General features: G+C 47.4%; 31 protein-coding genes. 16 read left to right on the top strand and 15 right to left on the bottom strand.

What is annotated here, in order from left to right:
• From L9Q39_RS20630 to L9Q39_RS20610, 5 genes are all read left to right on the top strand, one after another.
• Nucleotides 1-602 (top strand): hypothetical protein (locus L9Q39_RS20630; RefSeq protein WP_237487278.1); only part of this gene is annotated, 602 nt, incomplete at its 5' end.
• 133 nt (nt 603-735) lie between these two features.
• The gene (locus L9Q39_RS20625) at nt 736-945 is read left to right on the top strand and encodes a hypothetical protein (RefSeq protein ID WP_237487277.1); all 210 of its coding nucleotides are present in this window, start codon (nt 736-738) and stop codon (nt 943-945) included.
• A 1,318-nt stretch (nt 946-2,263) separates the two neighbouring features.
• Nucleotides 2,264-3,532 carry a coiled-coil domain-containing protein gene (locus L9Q39_RS20620; protein ID WP_237487276.1) on the top strand — a complete coding sequence of 423 codons (1,269 nt, stop codon included), beginning with the start codon at nt 2,264-2,266 and terminating at the stop codon, nt 3,530-3,532.
• Between the two features lie 54 nt (nt 3,533-3,586).
• Nucleotides 3,587-3,742, top strand: coding sequence for a hypothetical protein (locus L9Q39_RS20615; protein WP_237487275.1), 156 nt, complete (start codon nt 3,587-3,589; stop codon nt 3,740-3,742).
• Nucleotides 3,743-4,083: 341 nt separating this feature from the next.
• Entirely contained in the window at nt 4,084-4,398 is a 315-nt protein-coding gene (locus tag L9Q39_RS20610; protein ID WP_237487274.1) for a recombinase family protein, read from the top strand.
• Here the strand turns inward: L9Q39_RS20610 and L9Q39_RS20605 are convergent, their stop codons facing one another.
• Nucleotides 4,399-4,728, bottom strand: a complete 330-nt coding sequence (locus tag L9Q39_RS20605; RefSeq protein ID WP_237487273.1) for a helix-turn-helix domain-containing protein — start codon at nt 4,726-4,728, stop codon at nt 4,399-4,401.
• A gap of 162 nt (nt 4,729-4,890) precedes the next feature.
• Here L9Q39_RS20605 and L9Q39_RS20600 point away from each other — a divergent pair, with 162 nt between their 5' ends.
• Nucleotides 4,891-5,052, top strand: coding sequence for a hypothetical protein (locus tag L9Q39_RS20600; RefSeq protein WP_237487272.1), 162 nt, complete (start codon nt 4,891-4,893; stop codon nt 5,050-5,052).
• 309 nt (nt 5,053-5,361) lie between these two features.
• Here the strand turns inward: L9Q39_RS20600 and L9Q39_RS20595 are convergent, their stop codons facing one another.
• From L9Q39_RS20595 to L9Q39_RS20530, 14 genes are all read right to left on the bottom strand, one after another.
• The gene (locus L9Q39_RS20595) at nt 5,362-5,508 is read right to left on the bottom strand and encodes a hypothetical protein (protein WP_237487271.1); all 147 of its coding nucleotides are present in this window, start codon (nt 5,506-5,508) and stop codon (nt 5,362-5,364) included.
• A 147-nt stretch (nt 5,509-5,655) separates the two neighbouring features.
• The gene (locus tag L9Q39_RS20590) at nt 5,656-6,057 is read right to left on the bottom strand and encodes a hypothetical protein (protein ID WP_237487270.1); all 402 of its coding nucleotides are present in this window, start codon (nt 6,055-6,057) and stop codon (nt 5,656-5,658) included.
• Nucleotides 6,050-6,838 (bottom strand): ParA family protein, encoded by a 789-nt coding sequence (locus L9Q39_RS20585; protein WP_237487269.1) that lies wholly within the window; start codon nt 6,836-6,838, stop codon nt 6,050-6,052. The genes L9Q39_RS20590 and L9Q39_RS20585 overlap by 8 nt, the downstream gene beginning before the upstream one ends.
• A gap of 161 nt (nt 6,839-6,999) precedes the next feature.
• The gene (locus tag L9Q39_RS20580; RefSeq protein ID WP_237487268.1) at nt 7,000-7,491 is read right to left on the bottom strand and encodes a hypothetical protein; all 492 of its coding nucleotides are present in this window, start codon (nt 7,489-7,491) and stop codon (nt 7,000-7,002) included.
• Complete coding sequence (locus L9Q39_RS20575) at nt 7,488-7,748, bottom strand: hypothetical protein (RefSeq protein ID WP_237487267.1); 261 nt, start codon at nt 7,746-7,748, stop codon at nt 7,488-7,490. Before L9Q39_RS20575 ends, L9Q39_RS20580 begins: the two co-directional genes overlap by 4 nt.
• 10 nt (nt 7,749-7,758) lie before the next feature.
• A complete protein-coding gene (locus L9Q39_RS20570) occupies nt 7,759-8,208 on the bottom strand; it encodes a hypothetical protein (RefSeq protein WP_237487266.1) in 450 nt (149 codons plus the stop codon).
• Nucleotides 8,205-8,759: a phiTE_072 family protein gene (locus L9Q39_RS20565; protein ID WP_237487265.1), complete on the bottom strand. Its 555-nt coding sequence runs from the start codon at nt 8,757-8,759 to the stop codon at nt 8,205-8,207. Before L9Q39_RS20565 ends, L9Q39_RS20570 begins: the two co-directional genes overlap by 4 nt.
• 12 nt (nt 8,760-8,771) lie before the next feature.
• A complete protein-coding gene (locus tag L9Q39_RS20560; protein ID WP_237487264.1) occupies nt 8,772-9,635 on the bottom strand; it encodes a hypothetical protein in 864 nt (287 codons plus the stop codon).
• 10 nt (nt 9,636-9,645) lie between these two features.
• A complete protein-coding gene (locus L9Q39_RS20555; RefSeq protein ID WP_237487263.1) occupies nt 9,646-10,242 on the bottom strand; it encodes a hypothetical protein in 597 nt (198 codons plus the stop codon).
• Nucleotides 10,229-11,008, bottom strand: coding sequence for an HNH endonuclease (locus L9Q39_RS20550; RefSeq protein ID WP_237487262.1), 780 nt, complete (start codon nt 11,006-11,008; stop codon nt 10,229-10,231). The genes L9Q39_RS20555 and L9Q39_RS20550 overlap by 14 nt, the downstream gene beginning before the upstream one ends.
• A 26-nt stretch (nt 11,009-11,034) precedes the next feature.
• On the bottom strand, nt 11,035-11,268 hold the full coding sequence (locus L9Q39_RS20545) for a hypothetical protein (protein WP_237487261.1): 234 nt from the start codon (nt 11,266-11,268) through the stop codon (nt 11,035-11,037).
• A complete protein-coding gene (locus L9Q39_RS20540; RefSeq protein ID WP_237487260.1) occupies nt 11,265-11,681 on the bottom strand; it encodes a LuxR C-terminal-related transcriptional regulator in 417 nt (138 codons plus the stop codon). The genes L9Q39_RS20545 and L9Q39_RS20540 overlap by 4 nt, the downstream gene beginning before the upstream one ends.
• A 9-nt stretch (nt 11,682-11,690) precedes the next feature.
• Nucleotides 11,691-11,966 carry a hypothetical protein gene (locus L9Q39_RS20535; RefSeq protein WP_237487259.1) on the bottom strand — a complete coding sequence of 92 codons (276 nt, stop codon included), beginning with the start codon at nt 11,964-11,966 and terminating at the stop codon, nt 11,691-11,693.
• Nucleotides 11,967-12,118: 152 nt separating this feature from the next.
• On the bottom strand, nt 12,119-12,796 hold the full coding sequence (locus L9Q39_RS20530) for an XRE family transcriptional regulator (RefSeq protein WP_237487258.1): 678 nt from the start codon (nt 12,794-12,796) through the stop codon (nt 12,119-12,121).
• Between the two features lie 218 nt (nt 12,797-13,014).
• Here L9Q39_RS20530 and L9Q39_RS20525 point away from each other — a divergent pair, with 218 nt between their 5' ends.
• The 10 genes from L9Q39_RS20525 to L9Q39_RS20480 all read left to right on the top strand — a co-directional run bounded on the left by L9Q39_RS20525 (nt 13,015) and on the right by L9Q39_RS20480 (nt 17,700).
• A complete protein-coding gene (locus L9Q39_RS20525; protein ID WP_237487257.1) occupies nt 13,015-13,233 on the top strand; it encodes a hypothetical protein in 219 nt (72 codons plus the stop codon).
• A gap of 12 nt (nt 13,234-13,245) precedes the next feature.
• Nucleotides 13,246-13,662 carry a hypothetical protein gene (locus L9Q39_RS20520; RefSeq protein ID WP_237487256.1) on the top strand — a complete coding sequence of 139 codons (417 nt, stop codon included), beginning with the start codon at nt 13,246-13,248 and terminating at the stop codon, nt 13,660-13,662.
• A gap of 14 nt (nt 13,663-13,676) precedes the next feature.
• Nucleotides 13,677-13,880 (top strand): hypothetical protein, encoded by a 204-nt coding sequence (locus L9Q39_RS20515; RefSeq protein WP_237487255.1) that lies wholly within the window; start codon nt 13,677-13,679, stop codon nt 13,878-13,880.
• Nucleotides 13,881-14,273: a hypothetical protein gene (locus L9Q39_RS20510; protein WP_237487254.1), complete on the top strand. Its 393-nt coding sequence runs from the start codon at nt 13,881-13,883 to the stop codon at nt 14,271-14,273. It abuts the gene before it with no gap.
• Between the two features lie 31 nt (nt 14,274-14,304).
• Nucleotides 14,305-14,937: a 3'-5' exonuclease gene (locus L9Q39_RS20505; RefSeq protein WP_354004663.1), complete on the top strand. Its 633-nt coding sequence runs from the start codon at nt 14,305-14,307 to the stop codon at nt 14,935-14,937.
• Nucleotides 14,938-14,976: 39 nt separating this feature from the next.
• Complete coding sequence (locus L9Q39_RS20500) at nt 14,977-15,132, top strand: hypothetical protein (RefSeq protein WP_237487252.1); 156 nt, start codon at nt 14,977-14,979, stop codon at nt 15,130-15,132.
• 9 nt (nt 15,133-15,141) lie between these two features.
• On the top strand, nt 15,142-16,395 hold the full coding sequence (locus L9Q39_RS20495; protein ID WP_237487251.1) for a tyrosine-type recombinase/integrase: 1,254 nt from the start codon (nt 15,142-15,144) through the stop codon (nt 16,393-16,395).
• A gap of 41 nt (nt 16,396-16,436) precedes the next feature.
• Entirely contained in the window at nt 16,437-16,802 is a 366-nt protein-coding gene (locus L9Q39_RS20490) for a hypothetical protein (protein ID WP_237487250.1), read from the top strand.
• Nucleotides 16,803-16,918: 116 nt separating this feature from the next.
• Entirely contained in the window at nt 16,919-17,281 is a 363-nt protein-coding gene (locus L9Q39_RS20485) for a hypothetical protein (RefSeq protein ID WP_237487249.1), read from the top strand.
• Nucleotides 17,278-17,700 carry a hypothetical protein gene (locus tag L9Q39_RS20480; RefSeq protein WP_237487248.1) on the top strand — a complete coding sequence of 141 codons (423 nt, stop codon included), beginning with the start codon at nt 17,278-17,280 and terminating at the stop codon, nt 17,698-17,700. The genes L9Q39_RS20485 and L9Q39_RS20480 overlap by 4 nt, the downstream gene beginning before the upstream one ends.
• Nucleotides 17,701-17,734 lie beyond the last annotated feature (34 nt).

Below are 17,734 nucleotides of genomic sequence, written 5' to 3'. Positions count from 1 at the left end.
ATGGTGTCATTACCGATTATGATGATGGTTCGGGGAATGTCTCTGATTCACTGTTTGTCATCAAGGATAAGTCGGTAGTGAAATGGGATGTGCCTACTATTGACGCGAGAAAAGGTCCGCCCGCGACGCCTCGGTGGCCCATCCATGTTGAAGGTGACTCTAGGCTTGAGTTTGTACAGGCTCAAGATGGTTCTGGTGACATACTGACTGATTTTGATGTGAAAGATACATCAACGGTTGAGGTTACCCGAAATAATGGCACCAAGGCGGTTATTTTCGGTCCCGACACCCAAAGCAAATATTTACGCATGTCCCATTATGTGGCTGACTATTTTGACAATGAGAAATTTGTGGGGAGGAATGAGTCTATTGATGTTGCTTCCGAGACCATGTTGTACAGGGTCAACTTTGGCGCGCTGGGCCTGGAAGATTATACCGTTCTTGGTATGCCTGAAAATTGGGCATTTGGCCAGCTTCATGTAACGGCGACGGATTTATATGTAACGCAAGATATAACGCTAACCAAGGACGGCTCACCGTCTTATCGTCGAGTGTCAGTAGACCGTGGACAAACCTGGAAATCCTGGTCTCAAATTGGTTAATCATACCTTTCATAGCTATGCCGTCACGATATGTGGCGGCCCTTCCCCGTATCAGATCTGTTAACCCTTTGCCCAAACTTAAAAATTCTGCTCTAATACTGTGGTTATATACAGTAATAAACAGGTGCGCAGGATGGCTGATTCACAAAAAAATTCTAATGCTGTTGATCTTTTGCCTGAGATCGTTGATCTTGATGAACTATTGCGTCTGTTGTGTGGTGCAGCAAATGAAGATGTGTGTATGCGAGGGCTTACCGTCTCATTGCTTCAAGCGAAACAGCTATCCGGAGATCTTAGGCAACGTCTGGAACAACTGGCCACAGAACAAACGACCGAAAGATAAACAACACATTTTGAGATGAAATGATAAAAAAGGTGTGTTAAAGTTCAATGGTTCCCTGAAAAGGGGCAAGGAATTTAAAGGGAAGAGTGGCTGAATGGCCACTTTTGCATATAGAAAAACAATTTGGCATACAGCAGATAAAGAAAAACCCGCTGGCAGGCGGGTTATTCAGAAATTGGCTCACACAAAAACAAAACATATTGTTATCGGTGAACGCAAACGCAAATTAAGTTTACCCGTGTGAACCAAGAACTGCAAGTGTACCCGCATAAAAAGGGCAGTTTGGTTAATGGATTTACATGGTTTTGGCGTCATGGGCGCCGTCGGTACGTCAGATCTATCGGGGCGTATTCCGCACTCTAGTCGACATACCAGCAGCAACAATGGTTGCCGCTGCGTTTCTAATTACAACTCGCCTAATCTGTTTTCGCATCCTCAGTGATGGGCTTTCTTGTGGGCGTTCGCCGAGCTCCCACACGTAAGCCTTTCACTGAATTAAAACGATAACGGGTTTAACAGGCACTCATTACCCATCACAACAAAGTGCAATTTCAGTGACTCTAGCGTTACGGGCGGTTACAGAGACAGGTGGGCGCTAGGGACAAACAGAGCAACCAAACACAGTCCGAGGGTTGTTAGCGGTTGGTGCGAATCACAGAGAGCGTATGTTGGGGAAACCCTCGCGTGAAACTCTGGCGAGAGGCATAGAGCGAGTATTCTCCTCCTCTATTGATTTGCGGTGCGTGGCTAGGAAGGTGGCCTTTGAAACTTACTAGGCTGGTAAGTGGAGGCTATAAACACGCACAGGTGGAGCGAGACCACCCCTGGATGATTCCTTTTCGACCCGACGGGCGTATGGACATTTAAGGCAAACCATTACCTGCGCAGTGAGCTGCTATTAAAGCAAGCCTGCGTGGGTAAGGGTTAATTTTACCTAAAATCAAGCCTTTCTCTTCTCTGAGCGTAATCAACCCACTCTCCAACTCAAGTGAATGTTAAAAGAAACTCAGAAACAACTTGGTGCATAGTCATTCACTTAACTGAATAAGCGGAAAAGATTTATAACTGGACCGCTCGCCGCAGAGTCGTAGCTGCGCAGCAGTCGGAGACCGAGGAAGCGGAATTTCTACCCAAATTGAGGCTGGCACGGCCACTGTATCGCCAAATTAATGGTGCTCTCTACCTCTGCATTATAAAGCGATCGCTTATTACACTGTAACGCCTTTCTTTTCTTGAACACTACTTGACCATAGTAGACTTGATTAGTATATTAGTTAGTAAATAAATGATTAACTAACTAATTAAGAAAGGTCATGACATGGAACAGAACAAGTCAATTGGTCGCCCTGGTATAGAGCCTCAGCGTTACCACAACCAGATCCAGCAATGGTTAAATGATGGAATGGGTATTAATGCTATTACAGCCACCATGCTGCAAAAAGCTATTGGTGGACAGTACAAGAAAGCGGTCACTATCTTGGATGAATTCAAAGCTGGCTATGAAACAAAAGAGCTTTCTGAACTGCCAGAACCGCCAGAACAACTCAATAATGCGCTGAATGCTGCTTCATTGGAGATCTGGCGGTTGTTATGGAACCAGAAAAATGCAGAGGTGAATGCCGCTCGTTCTGAGTTCGAGCAGGAAAAGTCGGGCTTGATGAGCTTGGCCGCTGAGCGCCTTGAGCTGATCGACAATCTGGAGGAACAGTTGGAGCAGCTTCGTCAGGTAGAACAGGCTGCTAATGAAAAGTTGGCGCTGCTATCTAACGAAAACCACGATAAAGATCAGGAGCTAGCCAGTTTACGCGAACGTTTGCAAGCGAGAGACTTACAAATTGAGCAAGGTAAGCAGTCTGTTGCTGAGCTTAACGAAAGATTGACCACGGAACAAAGCAAGCATGATGCTCAATTAGAAAGTACGCATAAACAGCATCTTGATGAGATGGTTGGTCTTCGTAATGAGTTAGAGAGTAAGTTTGTTGAAATCGATTCTCTTCAAGAACAACTCACAGATGCATTGGCTAAGCTAAAGGTTAGTGATTTAAGAGTGACAGATTTAACTGACCAATTGGCTGATACTAAAGAACTAGCCGATGGCCTTAATCAATCCCTTTCTGAGCAGCAAGTGAGATTGATGGATGAAATTGAAATTGAGCACAATAAGTTAGTCGAGAGTGAGAAAGCTCTGGCCGTAATGGAAACAAAATTAGCCAATGCAGAAGCTAACGCTTCGGTGGCATCGAGTCGGGCTGATAAGTTGCAGAGCGAGCTATTATCCCTGGCTAAGTCATGGAAAGATGATGAGTCATCCGAAGAGGTTGCGCTAACGGATGAACAAAAGCAGCAGATCAATGAGCGTTTAGTGTCACTGGATGAGCGTGGTTTTACTGAGCGTGATGTGATTGATGCCTTTCATCGTTTAGAAAAAGTATTCCTCGAGCAGATAGGCGGTGGAGTCTCGTTTAATAATGTTCTGTATGCTTTTTCAACCTGGTTGCAAACTTGCGATGATGATGCGGTGGTAATCAGCACTCTGTCTAATGTTCGTGTGTTACGTCGCTTGATAGATGATGAGTTAGCAAAATAAAGTTTTGGTGTGTATAGCATTAATGCTATACACATATGTGATAGGTTGTTGGTAATGAACAAAGTGAAATTTGATAAGGCTTGGCAGGCCGTAAAGGCATTTGAAGATGGAGAGCGGTTATACACAAAAGAGGGTGAGGGGCGATTTACCCGTATAACCACCGCACCTGATGTGCTTCGCTATTTATACCGACTCTATGTTGAGTCATAGATAACATGATCTTTTGGCGGTTTCGGTGCGAATCGGCCGCCAAACCAACACGTCAAAAATGGCGTGTAAATTCCCGCCAAACGGTAACAAATTTACAATATCATAATTTTGGTTATCCGCTGACTCTTTTTGTGTTTTTTGGCTTGCTCGCTCGCTTGAATCTGTGAACCCAGCAAAACAGGCAGCAAACTTGCCTATTTAACATATGATGTATAATCCGCCCCAAAAAATGAGGGGTGAGTGTCATTTTTTGCTACCCTGCCTGTATCTTCTTATATGTGACTGCTTTAACATTTATCAAAAATGGTCTTTGTGACGTGTCACGTTGGTGGGTTTAAGTAATGCAGTATGGATATGTAGTCCGTGATAACGACTTGGGGATTCAGACTAAGGCTCTGAATGACTATGGGTGTCGCGAGATTTTTAGTGATCAGGATATTAAGCAAGTGATTAGCCGGCTAAAGCCTGGCGATACTCTTGTGGTTTGGCGCTTGGACAAGCTGGCCAACACCATTGCATCAATGCAGCAGACGATCGACGCCATTCACGCAGCTGGCGCCACAGTGTGGTCGATGAATGAAAAGTTTAACTCGGGAGCGGCCAGTAAAGAGCTGCTCTATAAGCTAATGAATGTGATTGCGGCCGCTGAGAAGTGATCACCACTCCCCATCTTTGTCTCGATAAATCATCATTATCAGGGTGACAAGTGTGGCCCTTACGTCCGGTGGTAGCGTTCTTGCCGCTGCCGCCACATCCCACGGTGTTGCCTTATCGACACCAATCATGTCGAGTGAAATGTCTAAGTCGGTCACTTTTAGTTTCTGCAGCAACATTCGGTAGTGAGACATTTTGAGCTCTGTCGCTCCGTTCTCTATGCGTTGGTAGGTCTTTAGTGAAACCCCGACCATATCAGCAGCTTTAGCTTGAGACATGCCTGCGGCTTCCCTGCGTGCCTTTATCGCTTGGATTAATGGTTCATAAGACATGCGTCACACTCCATAGGTCAATTTCTTCCGCGATAGGCTAAGTATAGGACAGTTTTCGGTGTGCATATTTACACACAGAAACTATGCGGGCATAGTTTTGCGGTCACTTAGAGTTTCTACTTAAGTGCTGATCGGAATTATTGCTATGGCTAGGTGTATCTGATGAAAGACAAAGGAATAACAAAAAAATGTGATGAGATGGAAGCGATTTTGAGCGTGATGCGTCGTGCGAATGATACGGGCGACGATGTCAGGGTTGAGATTGGTTCTGGGCTTAACTTGCTCCAAGCGCTAATAGCAGAATTACGAAGTGTAAAAGAGTAACTTGTCATAAAATAGACCCCGTTATAAAACGGGGCTTTTTTTAGAACAGAGTATCTTGGTGTGATTGCAGTGCCCTGTCTCGAGGTTTGCATTCGTGCGTGGTGACATCGAGTTCCTTGGCATAGGATGGGCATGGCCGCTCATTCCAAAAAACATGACATCCTTTTTTGTCGCACATCCCATAGCGTTGTTTTTTCGCTGGGCTGTCGAACCCCCATCTATCTTTCGTGGGCGCCAGCTCATCCTCTTTAAAGCCGATCTGCTTATAGTGCTGGCAACTAAAGCAGGTTTTCGGCAATGACCAAGTCATTACGCACCTTTGGCAAGTGTTGCCAATACCTGGTCACGAACCCAACTAGGTCGAGTCGCAAGAAATTGCATGAGCTGACCTGCAGGCACATTGGCTAGGTCGATTAGACGAGTTTTTGAGATTGCTGTATATTGAGCGTGTGACATAACTGGATTCCTTATATTTGGTTGGTCACAGTAGCCGGCGCAGAGGTGAGATACTCGCCGGCTTTCTTATATGTATAGCATTGATGCTATACATAAATATAAACCGCTTATTTCAATATGTATAGCACTAATGCTATACATAGTTAATTATCTGATCATGTTCAACTTTACTTGTTTAATGGCTTCCACGATTTCCTCGTGACTGTGCTGTTTAAGCAGGTAAACCGCTGCTCTGACTAGCTTGGTATCGTTGATTTCTCTTTCACTTCCAAGCTCTGTGATCACCAATTCCATGCTGTCTGACTTAATGTCGTTAGCCAGCTCAGTTAAGCCGGTGCGCTCTCCACCTGAGAATCGAATAGGCAGCGGATTGATTTTGGTGGTTGGCTTGGTGGCGAACACGTTGGTTTTCGACTTCGCCTCTGCTTGATCATCTTTCTGGGATTGCTTCAATTGACGCTCTAGGACTTTTAATCGAGCGCGGTCTGCTCCCGTCACTTTCTTTTTCGCCTTTAGCTCATCAATCTGTTGTTGGATTTCGTTAGACATTGGCGATTACCTCTTTTGCTAATTCTTTGTAGTAACGAGCGGCAACGTGGCCACGGTTAATCACACTGGCGGGTTCGTGTTCCATTTCTGCCTCAGTGAATAGGCTACGATCCCAAATGGTGGTGTTTGCGGTATTGTTCGGCCAGCGTTCTGCTAGGTAGCCGGTGCCATAGTCGAGGGCTTTCTTTGCGGTCTTGCTGATCTTGGATGGTACGACCATGAACTTGATCTCTTCTTCCTCAACGAATTTAACGTCTTGGATATGCTCGAGTAGAGTCTCTACGCCATCGAGGCTGTGCTCTTTGTATTCGGTCGGGAATAGGTATTCGGTGGCGGCCATTACGGCGTTAAGGCCAAGAACGGAAGTGCCTGGGTTGGTATCGATAAGAATGAAATCATAGTTATCTTTGATTTTGTCCAGGTGCAGTTTCAGACGTTCTTCACGACGAGTCAGAGAAATCATATCCATATCGAGCTTAGTCATGATGTCACCACGGCGCCCTGGAATGATGTGGAGGTTCTCTTGCTCGATGTCGTTAATGATGGCTGGATAAATTGCCTTGGTGATATCGAACTTGCGATCGAGTAGGGCATCACCAATATAGAACTCGGAGTCTTCACGGCCATAAAACTTGGTGCTGTCGCCTTGGCCGTCAAAGTCGAGGACCAATACTCGCTTACCGTGCTGGCTAAGCTCATAGCCAAGGTTCACAGTTGTGGTGGTTTTAGTCACGCCGCCTTTACGGCAGCCGATCATGATGATACGGGTTAAGAGTTTCATTGAGGTTGTCATGCGTTTGCGTCCCTATGTATAGCACTGATGCTATACATAATATAAACCGCATTAACTTAAATGTATAGCATTGATGCTATACGTAGTTGAAATTGAGGTGAGGATACAAAAAAAGCCGCTATTTCAGCGGCTTTGTGGTTGGTGTTGGGTTATAAATCAAAATAGTTCTGAAAGCACTCAAGGAATCTAAGGCGTGCTACTTCCGCAGGCCATGGTTTAAAGTCGATGCTATAAGGCTCAGCTTTAGGAAACTCATCAAGTGGTAGATTAAACGCCTCAGCTTCTGTGATCAGCATTCGTAAATCTGCCTCTTTGATGGCAGGGTGCTCGGTGGTCACATCAAACAGCTCATCGATTTGTGTGTGATACCACTGCTCAATGCTTTGGTATTCAGGCAGGAGTGCTTTTAATGGTTTTGAGACATCACCGATGTATGCCTCGGGCGCATCATGTAGCAAGCCGGATAATTTAAGCTCTCTAGGCAGCTGTTCTGACACCAAAACACAATGTTGAGCGACGCTGTATTGGCCCACATGTCCTGTATAACGATTGATGTGTGAAAGTGCAAAGGCGATGGTATCGATATCAGCATCGAATGGTTGGCAAAATCTATGTAAGTCGCCGTTGTTTAATACGATCATTGTTCGCCCTCAGATTGTTCTTGGCTTGCGTTGATGCTGGCAACGTTATTGCCACCGGTGTAAAAGACCTCGCTGACGTTTTCGCATCGAACCCACTCGATCATGGTTTCGTCATCAAAGTCAGAGCTTGGTTTTTCTGGAAGTAAGCCAAATAGGCGCTCAGGAAAATTGGCAGTTACGACGAACTTTTTCTCGCCTTTGTGTACGGCCCACATATTGCCGCAGAATTTGGTGTTATCGAATTGCGCGAAATTCATAATATTCTCTCTATCCCCAAACGTGCATCTGTAAGTAGCGGCCTTGGCCAATTGGAATCCAAATCAAACCACCGTAACCGTCCCCCCAATAATCAGTGCTCGTGTCATCCCAGACATAACGAATTGCAACACTCTCACCAACCCAATCTCTAGCTCGCTCTTTGCTTCCAGATACTTTATCGAACCTTACAATCTCAACACTTCCTACCCGATGATCTTCGAACATAAACTCAATGAAACTGTAAACCTTTGGCTTTAAAGTCCGCTTTAGGCGAGCAAGTAGTTTGTTTTCGCGCTTGGCTTGAGCTTTTTCCTGCTCCATGAACTCTTTCATTTCAAGGTCGCAAGAAAGTTTGTACTCTTGATCACACGTAAAATGAGCAACGCCAATAGATAAGCTAACTCGTTCATCGCTCTCATAAACATCGTTTCCACAATGAACACATTGACCGTAATTCATAGCGCCACCTCATCGATTTTTTTGGATTTGGTGAATTGTTTAAGTCCATCCTGAACGGATTCAATGATCCGGCATAGGTAGGTGTAATCAGGGTTTTCTTTCTGTGGAATTGAATACCACCATTCTTCTCCGAAAATCTCGCTTAGAATGTCGCAGTTTTCTTTGCACCACCATTCTCCATCGTCATCATCCAATGATGAGATATCAACTTCGTCATAAAGGTATCTGGCTTTGTCTAAATCAATCTCATCGGCACGGCGCAACTTTAGGATTTCTTTTTTGGCTTTTAGCTCAAATGCTTCGTAATCATCTAGACCTGATTTGATGTCGCTTAGCTTTCCTGCTAGATAGCTTGTGTTGCAAGAAGTAAAGAATTCAGCCAGCGTTCTGCCACCCATCGCCCCCCAGTAGTGAGACCATGACTCACCAAAACACTCAATAGTTATCTTTCCTTGGCTTTTGCTGTAGTCCTCAATGAAAACGCCAATAGGGTCAAGTCTTGGGATTTCAGATAAGTACAACTTGGTAACGTTTGATTGCTCAATTTTCATAATGCTATTTCCTTACTTCTCAAAATCGCCGTTATAGTTCACTGGAATCATGTCTTCTTCTTTCACGATGCCATCCTGCAGGTCGTTAACCTTGAATAACCAGTCTTGCGCGAATTGCTTTAAATCTTCACTTGGACGCAAACCACCTCGAGGTGCTGCGCAGAGATTCACTTGTTCAGTGGTTGGGTTGTAAGTCATGAGACCACCACGGCCTGACTGGTGAAGATAAAGCAGCGAACGACCCTCAAAGGTGTTGCCATCGCTATCAAGCATCTTGGTTTTCTGTGGCCAGATAATGAGATGATGCTCGCCGTTATGGTAAAGACCGCTGCCGGTGTCGTGGGCCAGCTGCTTCTGCAGATAGGCGATCTTGTCGAATGCTTGGTTTTGCTGGACGTTCTTCTGCTCAACGGAGTGGCGCAAGGTTTTAATAACCTGCTCTTGTGAGGCGATACGCTTTTTCTGTTCGGCGTCTTTGTCTTTGAGGCGTTTCACCTGGGCTTTGAGCTTTTTCGGGCTGCCCTCAGCATTGGCGTCTTTGAGTTGCTTCTGCAGGGTTTGGATCTGCGCTCGAGCCCTGGCTAACTCAGTAGTGAGCCCAGAGGATTTATTGGCAATTTTTTCAGCCTCTAGGGCGAGGTTTCGGCATGTCTCGTTTTCTTCGCGTACTTCCTCGAGCTCTTTGATTTGCTCATGACATTGGCGCTTGTAGCCATCGAGTGATTGCTGCAGGAGTTGGTTTTCACCGGTTAACTGATCGAGAGCAGCATTCTGGTCATTGTATCGATGCAGAAAGGCTTCCAATAGGTCGTCTGGGTCGAACTGCTTTAAGTGGTCTTGGTTAGATAGTTGTTTTAGCTGTGCGTTTGCGTTCATTGGGTGTTCCTTAGTATTCGATCTTGATGGTGCCAAGTTTTCTGAAAGTGGCGGCAAATTTGTCGAGGTTAGGGCCTAGATAAGTAATGGCGCTGCCTTTGGTCACGTTGTTGTTAATGGTGCCGTCAGGGTTGTAATACTGAACGCGCTTATCTGGCATGCATTGAGGGTATTTCAAGAGTTTGCGAAACCATCCCTCAGAGGTGCTGGCGAACGTGATGCAAATAGCCTCTTTGACGTTGCCGGCTTCATATTCAGCGATGAGCTTGGTGATCCAGTCGTCATTGCTTGGAATGTCTTTATCGATGTGATGACCACGTTTTTTGCAGGTTTTCTTTTTGCACTTGTCGTGATTTTTGGGGCAGGCACGCTCACCACGGTGAAAAGGGTGGTTCATCCATAGGGTTTTGGCCTGCCAAGGTTGGGAAAGGCCATCATCACTTTCACTAAAGAAGCGTTCGGCCATCACGGAAAGGTTGGCAGCCAGAGAGCTAGCCGGATCCAGTTCAATGCTGCCCATACATTCACGGGCGGCCTCGGTCCATTCTGGCGGGGTGTAGTATTCCACAGCCCCGCTGCTTTGATTGATAAGGTTAGCGTTGTTCATTTTCGAGTCTTCCCTTTATTTCTTGCTCAATTTTGGCAATCAATATCGCCGTTTCTTTATGCTCCATTGGCATGTTTGATAACTTCATTTGGGTTAGTCGTGCATGAACGGAGCGACTGACCATGAATAAGTTGTCTATGGTGGGTGCCTTTATCTTTTCTGGTGAGTTGTCATAAAAGCGGATCACATGGTCTTTTGGGATTTGCCCGCGTTCCTGCTCCCAGAGAACAACATGTGCATGACGCCAAACGCTAGGCTCAGCCACTTTGATGATGAGATAGCCGTCTTTCGTGCATACCCGTGTAGAGCCAATCGGCTTTTTGTTGTCATTGGAATTGGAGCGGGCACCACCAAACGCAGTTTCTTTGGCTCTGCCACGTAAAGGGAAAGACTTGCCTTTATTGTGGGAAACATGCCCCTGCTCAAAGCGGCCATCTCGACCGGACTTGATGCCAAACCGTTTACAGGTGCCTGTTATCGCGCCTTTGCTTTTGTCGGTCGCAAAGGTTTGATTAAAGGTATCAAGCCAGTCCTTAACTGGGGCTTTGGGGTAGTGGTCAGCAAGAAACTGGATCATGTCTTCCGTGTATTCGCGACTTACGCCTTTGGTCAGTTCGCCTTGTTTACGCCCACACTTGATGCGGTAGTTCTTCAAGGTGGCCTTGAGCTGTGCCGGTGTTTTTTCCACGGCAAAGTGCTGGTTAAACGCATCCGTCAGCGCTTCAATGTCGAGCTTTGGCCAGTAGACAGTTAACCAGGCTTTCATTTCCCTGGTGACAAACATGCGCGCCATTACTGCTTACTCTCAATCATTTCTGGCAGCTGACCTTGTTTGAGGCTTTGGCCAATTGCCATTTGTGCATCTAAGGCCAAGCGTGCATTGGCGACAATCTCCTTTGATACGCCAGTCACCGCCTTTGAGCGGTTGATTTCTTCTTTCAGTGCATCGCCTTTTAAATCTTCGTCAGAAAGACGCTCTAACTGAGCAAATAGGTGATTGTTTAAGTCGGTGAGTTTGTTTTTCATGCGTCGATTTCCTTGTTTCGTCCCGCACGAACGACGCGCATTACTGTCGTTGGGGTGCGGTTGCTGCGTTGTGGTGAACGGGTTCTCATCATGTTGCTATCAAGGCTTTGCGCACTGGTGATCATGACCAGGCACAAGCAAAGAGTGCGGGCGATAACTTCGCCATCGATGGTGCGGGCGGTGTTTTTCACGGCCAAGATGCCTTTGATAAAGGCTTGAGCGATGGCGTGGGGCAGGCTGCTTGCATCGAGCTTTTGCTGCAGCTGTCGGTTTAACTGGTTAACGGTCGCCATGTCAGTGCCGATTTCGTTGGCGATTTGGCGGTTGGTCATCCCACTGGCATGAGCCAGTAGGAGTCGCTGATCGGTTTGGTCTAGGTGCTGAGGGTGTAGAGTCAGGTTCGCGTTGTCCATAGCGGTGCCTTAATCGTTATTGAGTAACTGATTTACCATCCGGAGCCCGCGGCAATGCATCTCAATAGCTTGTTGGGCTGATTCGAGGGCAAGTTCTATTTCTTCGGCAGCCTCGGGATTGCTTTGGCGTAGCTCTTCCAGTGCGTTTTGCTGGATTTCGCGGAAGTACGCCGGATAGGGCGCCAAGCTCATTTCCAGTTTCTTGATGGCCACCGCACCTTGGCGAGTGGTTGGGAGTGAGCGTTGGGTGTTATTGAGTAATGCTGCCAATGGGTGATCAGACATGTTTCCTTACCTAAGTTAAACAAACTGTGTCGAATCATATCACGAAATGTGTTATTTGAAACCAAAAAAAATAGTGACTCAAGGTCACTATTTTGTATCTTTTTCCGACTTATCGTGTCGCTATAATGCCACAACTCTAGTTGAGTAAACTGTTACAAATCATCAAATCTAGGTGTTCTTATGATCTTAAAGATAGTTCCTAGAACTTCAAACTTAGAGAATTCTTCTTTTGTGAATGTGTAAGATTCATAGTGAGTGGTGTTGTTTGGATACACTTTGTAAGAACCATCAAGTTCTGGCTTAACCCATCTTATCCAAAGTTGATTGTTTGAATCTTTTAAACAATAAATACCAAAAGAAAGGTTTTCTAAAGATTCAAAGTTTTCTTTTTTTATAATAATAAAATCATTTTTTAAAAGATGAGGAGACATTGAATTGTCTTTTATTATTTCATTTAAAAGTTCATCTTTATTTATACTGTATTTAATTAAAAGCTCCGGAGACACGGCAAAGTCTCCCAGTGCTGATGCGCTCTCTGCCCGCGCCTGCTCGGTAAGCTGTGGCATTATTAGTAATGATTCATTATTACTATTGCCTTTATTATCACTGAAACATGCAATATAAGATGGAGAAACATTATAGAAAGAAGCAATCTTTTCTATAACATCTAGTTTTGGAATTCTTAGAGAGTTTTCATAATTAGTATAACCAGACGGAGTTATGCCAATAGCTTTTCCGACCTGATCACAAGTCCACTTTCTACTTTCGGCTATTTCTTTTTCTTTTCTAAGTTCTCTTAATCTCTGTCCGAACTTCTCATTCCTATTCATCTCATCTACCTAACGCTTTCCTAAGGTGCCCCAAACCCATCTGTAACCCCTTAGTGTTGTGTTTCGTTATGTACTCATACTGATGAGTACGTTCCTTTAAACGTCTAATACATAACTTTACCACAAAACGATCTACTTACCACACAATCTGTGATTGTTATTGACACGAAAGGGGATTATAATTCTCCCGAATCGTGTTAATAAGGAGACGCCGTCGTATGACTTACCAGGAATGGGTGGACAAAATCGGATTTCCGAAAGCCGTTGTGCTTCTCGGTTACCCCGAATCCACACTACGCATGTGGTATGGGTTCCACCGTTTCCCACGTCCTCGTCAATTAGTGGTGATTTTGAACAAATCAGGCGGCTTGCTCGATCTGGAACGTTGGGTTCGAGACTTTGAAAGCAAGCGCCAAACCATCACAAAAGCGGCATAGGGAGTGGGAAACATGTTGATTATGGTAATTCAGGGCACGGACTGTCGCGAGAGGAATACGGTCTTAACTCAGCTAACTCATTTACAGCAACCCAAGATGATCACCATCGATGTCGGATTTGTATCGAGTCCGGCCGAGCGTGTGGAGCGATTGAAATTGTTGCTTCATCGTTCGCCAACGGTGTTGAACGTGGTCGTGGGCGCCAACTCAAGGGAGGAAATAGCCTTTTTGCGCGGTCAGCACGCGCTGTTCTGCAACCTACACCGTCACTTTCCAAATGAACTGCTCAACGTCGAGGGGGCGATCTCGAAAGACGATGTTCTGATCTCGTCTCGATTTGAGAGTGAGTCTGATGTGATTGTGCTGCGTCCGGATGAGGCGTTTTCAGAGTGTTTTTTGCGCAAAAAGTATCGTCACCGAGTGGCCTAAAGGAGTGTTGAGTTATGACCACAAAGTTTTTAGTCACCAATGAGAGAGAAGCCGAGGGGCATCTCAAAGCCCATTTTAGAAAAGACCCGTTAGCGACCGGACGTGATCCGCGCACGGGCTGGCGTTTTTGGTATTGCGCAGGCAAACGCTGCGTGATGAAGCCAACCGGCACCAAAACGGCGAACGGCACCGCCCAATACCTGGTGACGGTGGAATAAATGACCACACCTCGCAAGGAGCTCGACACATTGATGGAGATGTGGGCCCGATGGGTCCACCTTGGCGGGGTGCTGCCACAAAGCGCATCACTGATGGAAGTGATGATCGCGAACAAAGGCGTCATGTGCTTTGGGAAAGGGGGCAAGAAAGGCCCCGTTCTTGACAGTGTTGAGGCCAAGATTGAATCCGCATTGATGAAGCTCGCCAGCCATAAGCCGGTCGTGGCCAAAGTGGTGCGGATACATTACGGCGCTATTCGCCTGCGTGGCGTCTCGCCGGATGCCGACCAAGCCACCATGGCTCATGCCCTTGGCGTGAGTTTGCGGACCTATCGCCGCTACTTGGCGCAAGGTCGGGACCACATCAAACAGAGCCTTAATGGCGATCAGTAACGCAAACGCAAATTAATGAACTTGAGGAAAGATGATGACCGATGAAAACAACACCGTGGTGATCGACACGGAAACACTCGACACCCAGAGCACCGCCGTGGTGCTGACCATTTCAGCCATTCGCTTTAATCGTCATGGTGACGGCATGGGGATCGGCATCGAGGGCGGCAAGCTTCAGGAAGAGGGACCACACCAACTGCACGTCATGGTCAATGTGACCGAGCAGCTCATTCATGGCCGCAGCGTCTCAGCCAGTACCGCCAAATGGTGGCGTGAACAAAGCCAAGACGCCAAAGACAGCGTGATCAACGGTGACACGCTGCCCGTGGCCGAAGTAATGGACTTGCTGACGGACTTCATTGGTGATTCACAGGTGTATTGCCGTGGTACCGACTTCGATCCACCGATCTTGCAAAGCCTGTATCGCATGGTGGGCAAAAAAGCGCCTTGGAAATACAACCAAGTGCGTGACGTTCGCACCTACATCGATGCGCTCAGTGGTGGCACCAAAGGCTACCTCGAAGAGTGGGACCAACCGGAGTGGCTGATCCCGCACCATTCATTACATGACTGCATTCGTGATGCGATGCAAATGCAGCAAGCAGGGCGACCAGTGGCAAAGGCACCATTGGCAAAGGCACCATTGGTAATGGCGCAAGACTAAACCAAATCAGTAACGCAAACGCACAGTAAGGACACGACCATGGACCACACAGCATTTCATTTTCCCATCAATGCCCGTCAGCGCAAGCAATCGGACAAGAACAGCACTAAGCCGGACCCTGACAAGGTGCAAATTCGTCGCCGTATCGAAGACATCGAAGAGCAGCGCCGCATTGCCGACCTGTTCATTCTGTAGAGAGACACCATGACCACCAAGCGCCTGCGTATTACCGATAAAGCCATCGAACGCCACCAAGCGAACCCCGTGATCACCCGATTGAGTGATGAGCGCTATCGCTTAGAGCTGCGTTTTCATAAAAGCCGTGAAAGCGGATCGTGGTGGTTCATCGACAAGCGCAAGCACAACGGTCGCAATGGCAAAGCCAAATGGGAGCGCCTTGGCACATGGCCACAGTTGCCCGCCAAAGCACTCATTGACCTGATGCCGCAAAAACTCGCCAAGTTGGCCTCCGGTAACGATGAGACCCTGAGTGACTGGACCACCTTTGGCGATTGCCTGCGTTGGTACCTCGATCATGTCACCACCTCGAGGCAGATCAGCAAAGGCCGTCGCAGTGCGGTGAAATCGGTCATCAACAACCATTTGTTGCCTGCCCTGGATGAGCTGCCACTGATGGGCACCAAAAAGCATCACATCAAAAAGTTGGTGGTGTGGCCGCTGCAGGAGCGCTACGAACTGCGCACCGTCAAAGGCTATTTCGCTATCTTGAAAGCCGCCTTTATGCAGGCCGCTCGAGAGGAAATGCTGTCACACAACCCGATGTCTGCCATTCAGCTCAGTGATTTTATTCAGGCCAAAGCCGATCCCAAAGAGGGCAAATTGCACCCGCCGATGGTGGCGCCCTTGTTTGAGCGCCTGCAAAACACCGATTGGAAAGCCCGCATGTTGGTGTTGCTGCAGCTGGGTCATGCCACCCGCATCACCGAGACCCGACTGGCGCGTTGGTGCCATATCGACTGGCAAAACCAGACCTGGCGACTGCCGGCAAGCCACACCAAAACCAAAGAGACCTTATACCTGCCCTTGACGGATCAGATGATCGCCTTGCTGCAAGCCTATAAGGTCACTCAATCGGAGGGCACCTTGGTGTTGTTCCCTGGCAGTAATCCCAAAAAACCGATGGGCAAAGACAGCGCCAATGACATCTATCAGTTGATCAGTGGCGAAGAATGGACCAGTCACGACTGCCGCAAACTGGCTCGTTCAAGATTGGCTGATCTGGGCGTCGATAAGTTCGTGGGCGAGCGCCTGCTCAACCATAAGCTGTCCGACCTCGACCAAGCCTACATTCACACCACCACGGAAGCGCTCAAAAGAGAGGCCCTTGAGACCTATCATGCGTGGCTCGATACCCAAGGCTTTTTTATTTTTCACGGGAAGACCGTGGGAAGATCGCAAAAACAAGATGCCGTGATTAAAGCCGCAGGCTGGCTGTGATCGTGGCGAGATCCAACGATTTAAACCACAGGAGAATCGGAATGACCATCAAAGCAATCCAAGTACAACGTGATTTAGAGGGGTATTGGACCCATCCAGACTTCCCTGATCTGGGTGAAAACACCACTTGGGATGAATTTAAAGCCTATTTCAAGGCGCAAGGTTTATCCCTTGATGTGGTCTGGTTTGAAAATGATGCACCAGAGGCATTGGTGGACGCCTTTTTTGAAGATGGCGAGACCAATATCGCATCTTGGGAGCCATCCAAGCCAATGGATGAAGCGTTTCTACTATCCATCCATGACACGGAAGAGGGGCCGCTTTGTCTGTGGGCTGTGCCTATGGAGCAGAACAGTGGCTCAAGTGACATTCAGGCGGCCTCAAAAGCAGCCGAAACACCCGCTTAGGTTAACTAGTTTACCTACCAAGTTGCGCTGTTTTGACTTGGTTCGCCTTGCACCGATCCCGCCCAGACGGGGCAAGGCATGAGACGCAAACGCACGGGCACCGGACAGAGCGAAATATGGAAGACAAGAACCCTGATATCACAACCACTGACCCAGTCAGCCCGACCACGCTACGCAAACGGGCAGAACGGGAACGAAAACGCGCCGCAGGCATGAAAGAAAAGAAAGTGACCTTGTCACCGTGGTACCAACAAATCACCGACGAGATCATGGACTACACCGATCATCGAGATTTCAATGCTCTGGCGCTCGACTTGCTCAAGGCGTATCACACTAAAGTGACCGCGCATAAGAAGCGCCACCAATGCTGTGGCAAGTGTGGCGACCCGTACAAAGTGGGCGGTAGTTGTGTGTTTGAGGGGGATTATCAATGTCAGTACAGCCATGGTGGCCAACGAAATAAGGAGCTCAAACCATGAAACTCAGTCATCGTAACAAGAAAGCCAACAAGCACGGGATCCCGCAACGCCAGTATGCCGCTCGTCAAGCACGGAAGCTGCGCCAGCAACAACAACGCTTGCGCTGGTTTGCCCGTCGTCAGCATCGCCGTTTTCATTCCGCCATGGAGGACGTGTTTCGTAAGACGTTCACTGCTGCCCTGGTCAGTAGCCTGTGCAGCCATCGCTTATTCGTTCCGGTGAGTCCCATATCGCCAGTCGGCTTTAAGCGCTCGTATTTGTGGTGGCAAATGACCTATTGCTATGCCGAACAGCGTTATGAGCGGATCCAAAAGGCAAAACAGGCACCGGAGAAGAAACCGAGCCTCTGGCAGCGAGCCAAAGGGGTGGTGTCTCGTTGGTTTGAACGCTCGAAATTAAGCGAAAACCCCGCAATGTGACTGGTCACGGTTATTTTTTTTGCTAGCAATAGCA

Origin of the sequence: Vibrio hippocampi (assembly GCF_921292975.1) — a bacterium.
Classification (GTDB): Bacteria; Pseudomonadota; Gammaproteobacteria; order Enterobacterales; family Vibrionaceae; genus Vibrio; species Vibrio hippocampi.
This window is presented reverse-complemented; position numbering and strand designations above follow the sequence as displayed.

Bases quoted from the DNA above. Each gene is read 5' to 3' on its own strand.
- L9Q39_RS20625 (WP_237487277.1), top strand. From the start codon at position 736: ATGGCTGATTCACAAAAAAATTCTAATGCTGTTGATCTTTTGCCTGAG.
- L9Q39_RS20620 (WP_237487276.1), top strand. From the start codon at position 2,264: ATGGAACAGAACAAGTCAATTGGTCGCCCTGGTATAGAGCCTCAGCGT.
- L9Q39_RS20615 (WP_237487275.1), top strand. From the start codon at position 3,587: ATGAACAAAGTGAAATTTGATAAGGCTTGGCAGGCCGTAAAGGCATTT.
- L9Q39_RS20610 (WP_237487274.1), top strand. From the start codon at position 4,084: ATGCAGTATGGATATGTAGTCCGTGATAACGACTTGGGGATTCAGACT.
- L9Q39_RS20605 (WP_237487273.1), bottom strand. From the start codon at position 4,728: ATGTCTTATGAACCATTAATCCAAGCGATAAAGGCACGCAGGGAAGCC.
- L9Q39_RS20600 (WP_237487272.1), top strand. From the start codon at position 4,891: ATGAAAGACAAAGGAATAACAAAAAAATGTGATGAGATGGAAGCGATT.
- L9Q39_RS20595 (WP_237487271.1), bottom strand. From the start codon at position 5,508: ATGTCACACGCTCAATATACAGCAATCTCAAAAACTCGTCTAATCGAC.
- L9Q39_RS20590 (WP_237487270.1), bottom strand. From the start codon at position 6,057: ATGTCTAACGAAATCCAACAACAGATTGATGAGCTAAAGGCGAAAAAG.
- L9Q39_RS20585 (WP_237487269.1), bottom strand. From the start codon at position 6,838: ATGAAACTCTTAACCCGTATCATCATGATCGGCTGCCGTAAAGGCGGC.
- L9Q39_RS20580 (WP_237487268.1), bottom strand. From the start codon at position 7,491: ATGATCGTATTAAACAACGGCGACTTACATAGATTTTGCCAACCATTC.
- L9Q39_RS20575 (WP_237487267.1), bottom strand. From the start codon at position 7,748: ATGAATTTCGCGCAATTCGATAACACCAAATTCTGCGGCAATATGTGG.
- L9Q39_RS20570 (WP_237487266.1), bottom strand. From the start codon at position 8,208: ATGAATTACGGTCAATGTGTTCATTGTGGAAACGATGTTTATGAGAGC.
- L9Q39_RS20565 (WP_237487265.1), bottom strand. From the start codon at position 8,759: ATGAAAATTGAGCAATCAAACGTTACCAAGTTGTACTTATCTGAAATC.
- L9Q39_RS20560 (WP_237487264.1), bottom strand. From the start codon at position 9,635: ATGAACGCAAACGCACAGCTAAAACAACTATCTAACCAAGACCACTTA.
- L9Q39_RS20555 (WP_237487263.1), bottom strand. From the start codon at position 10,242: ATGAACAACGCTAACCTTATCAATCAAAGCAGCGGGGCTGTGGAATAC.
- L9Q39_RS20550 (WP_237487262.1), bottom strand. From the start codon at position 11,008: ATGAAAGCCTGGTTAACTGTCTACTGGCCAAAGCTCGACATTGAAGCG.
- L9Q39_RS20545 (WP_237487261.1), bottom strand. From the start codon at position 11,268: ATGAAAAACAAACTCACCGACTTAAACAATCACCTATTTGCTCAGTTA.
- L9Q39_RS20540 (WP_237487260.1), bottom strand. From the start codon at position 11,681: ATGGACAACGCGAACCTGACTCTACACCCTCAGCACCTAGACCAAACC.
- L9Q39_RS20535 (WP_237487259.1), bottom strand. From the start codon at position 11,966: ATGTCTGATCACCCATTGGCAGCATTACTCAATAACACCCAACGCTCA.
- L9Q39_RS20530 (WP_237487258.1), bottom strand. From the start codon at position 12,796: ATGAATAGGAATGAGAAGTTCGGACAGAGATTAAGAGAACTTAGAAAA.
- L9Q39_RS20525 (WP_237487257.1), top strand. From the start codon at position 13,015: ATGACTTACCAGGAATGGGTGGACAAAATCGGATTTCCGAAAGCCGTT.
- L9Q39_RS20520 (WP_237487256.1), top strand. From the start codon at position 13,246: ATGTTGATTATGGTAATTCAGGGCACGGACTGTCGCGAGAGGAATACG.
- L9Q39_RS20515 (WP_237487255.1), top strand. From the start codon at position 13,677: ATGACCACAAAGTTTTTAGTCACCAATGAGAGAGAAGCCGAGGGGCAT.
- L9Q39_RS20510 (WP_237487254.1), top strand. From the start codon at position 13,881: ATGACCACACCTCGCAAGGAGCTCGACACATTGATGGAGATGTGGGCC.
- L9Q39_RS20505 (WP_354004663.1), top strand. From the start codon at position 14,305: ATGATGACCGATGAAAACAACACCGTGGTGATCGACACGGAAACACTC.
- L9Q39_RS20500 (WP_237487252.1), top strand. From the start codon at position 14,977: ATGGACCACACAGCATTTCATTTTCCCATCAATGCCCGTCAGCGCAAG.
- L9Q39_RS20495 (WP_237487251.1), top strand. From the start codon at position 15,142: ATGACCACCAAGCGCCTGCGTATTACCGATAAAGCCATCGAACGCCAC.
- L9Q39_RS20490 (WP_237487250.1), top strand. From the start codon at position 16,437: ATGACCATCAAAGCAATCCAAGTACAACGTGATTTAGAGGGGTATTGG.
- L9Q39_RS20485 (WP_237487249.1), top strand. From the start codon at position 16,919: ATGGAAGACAAGAACCCTGATATCACAACCACTGACCCAGTCAGCCCG.
- L9Q39_RS20480 (WP_237487248.1), top strand. From the start codon at position 17,278: ATGAAACTCAGTCATCGTAACAAGAAAGCCAACAAGCACGGGATCCCG.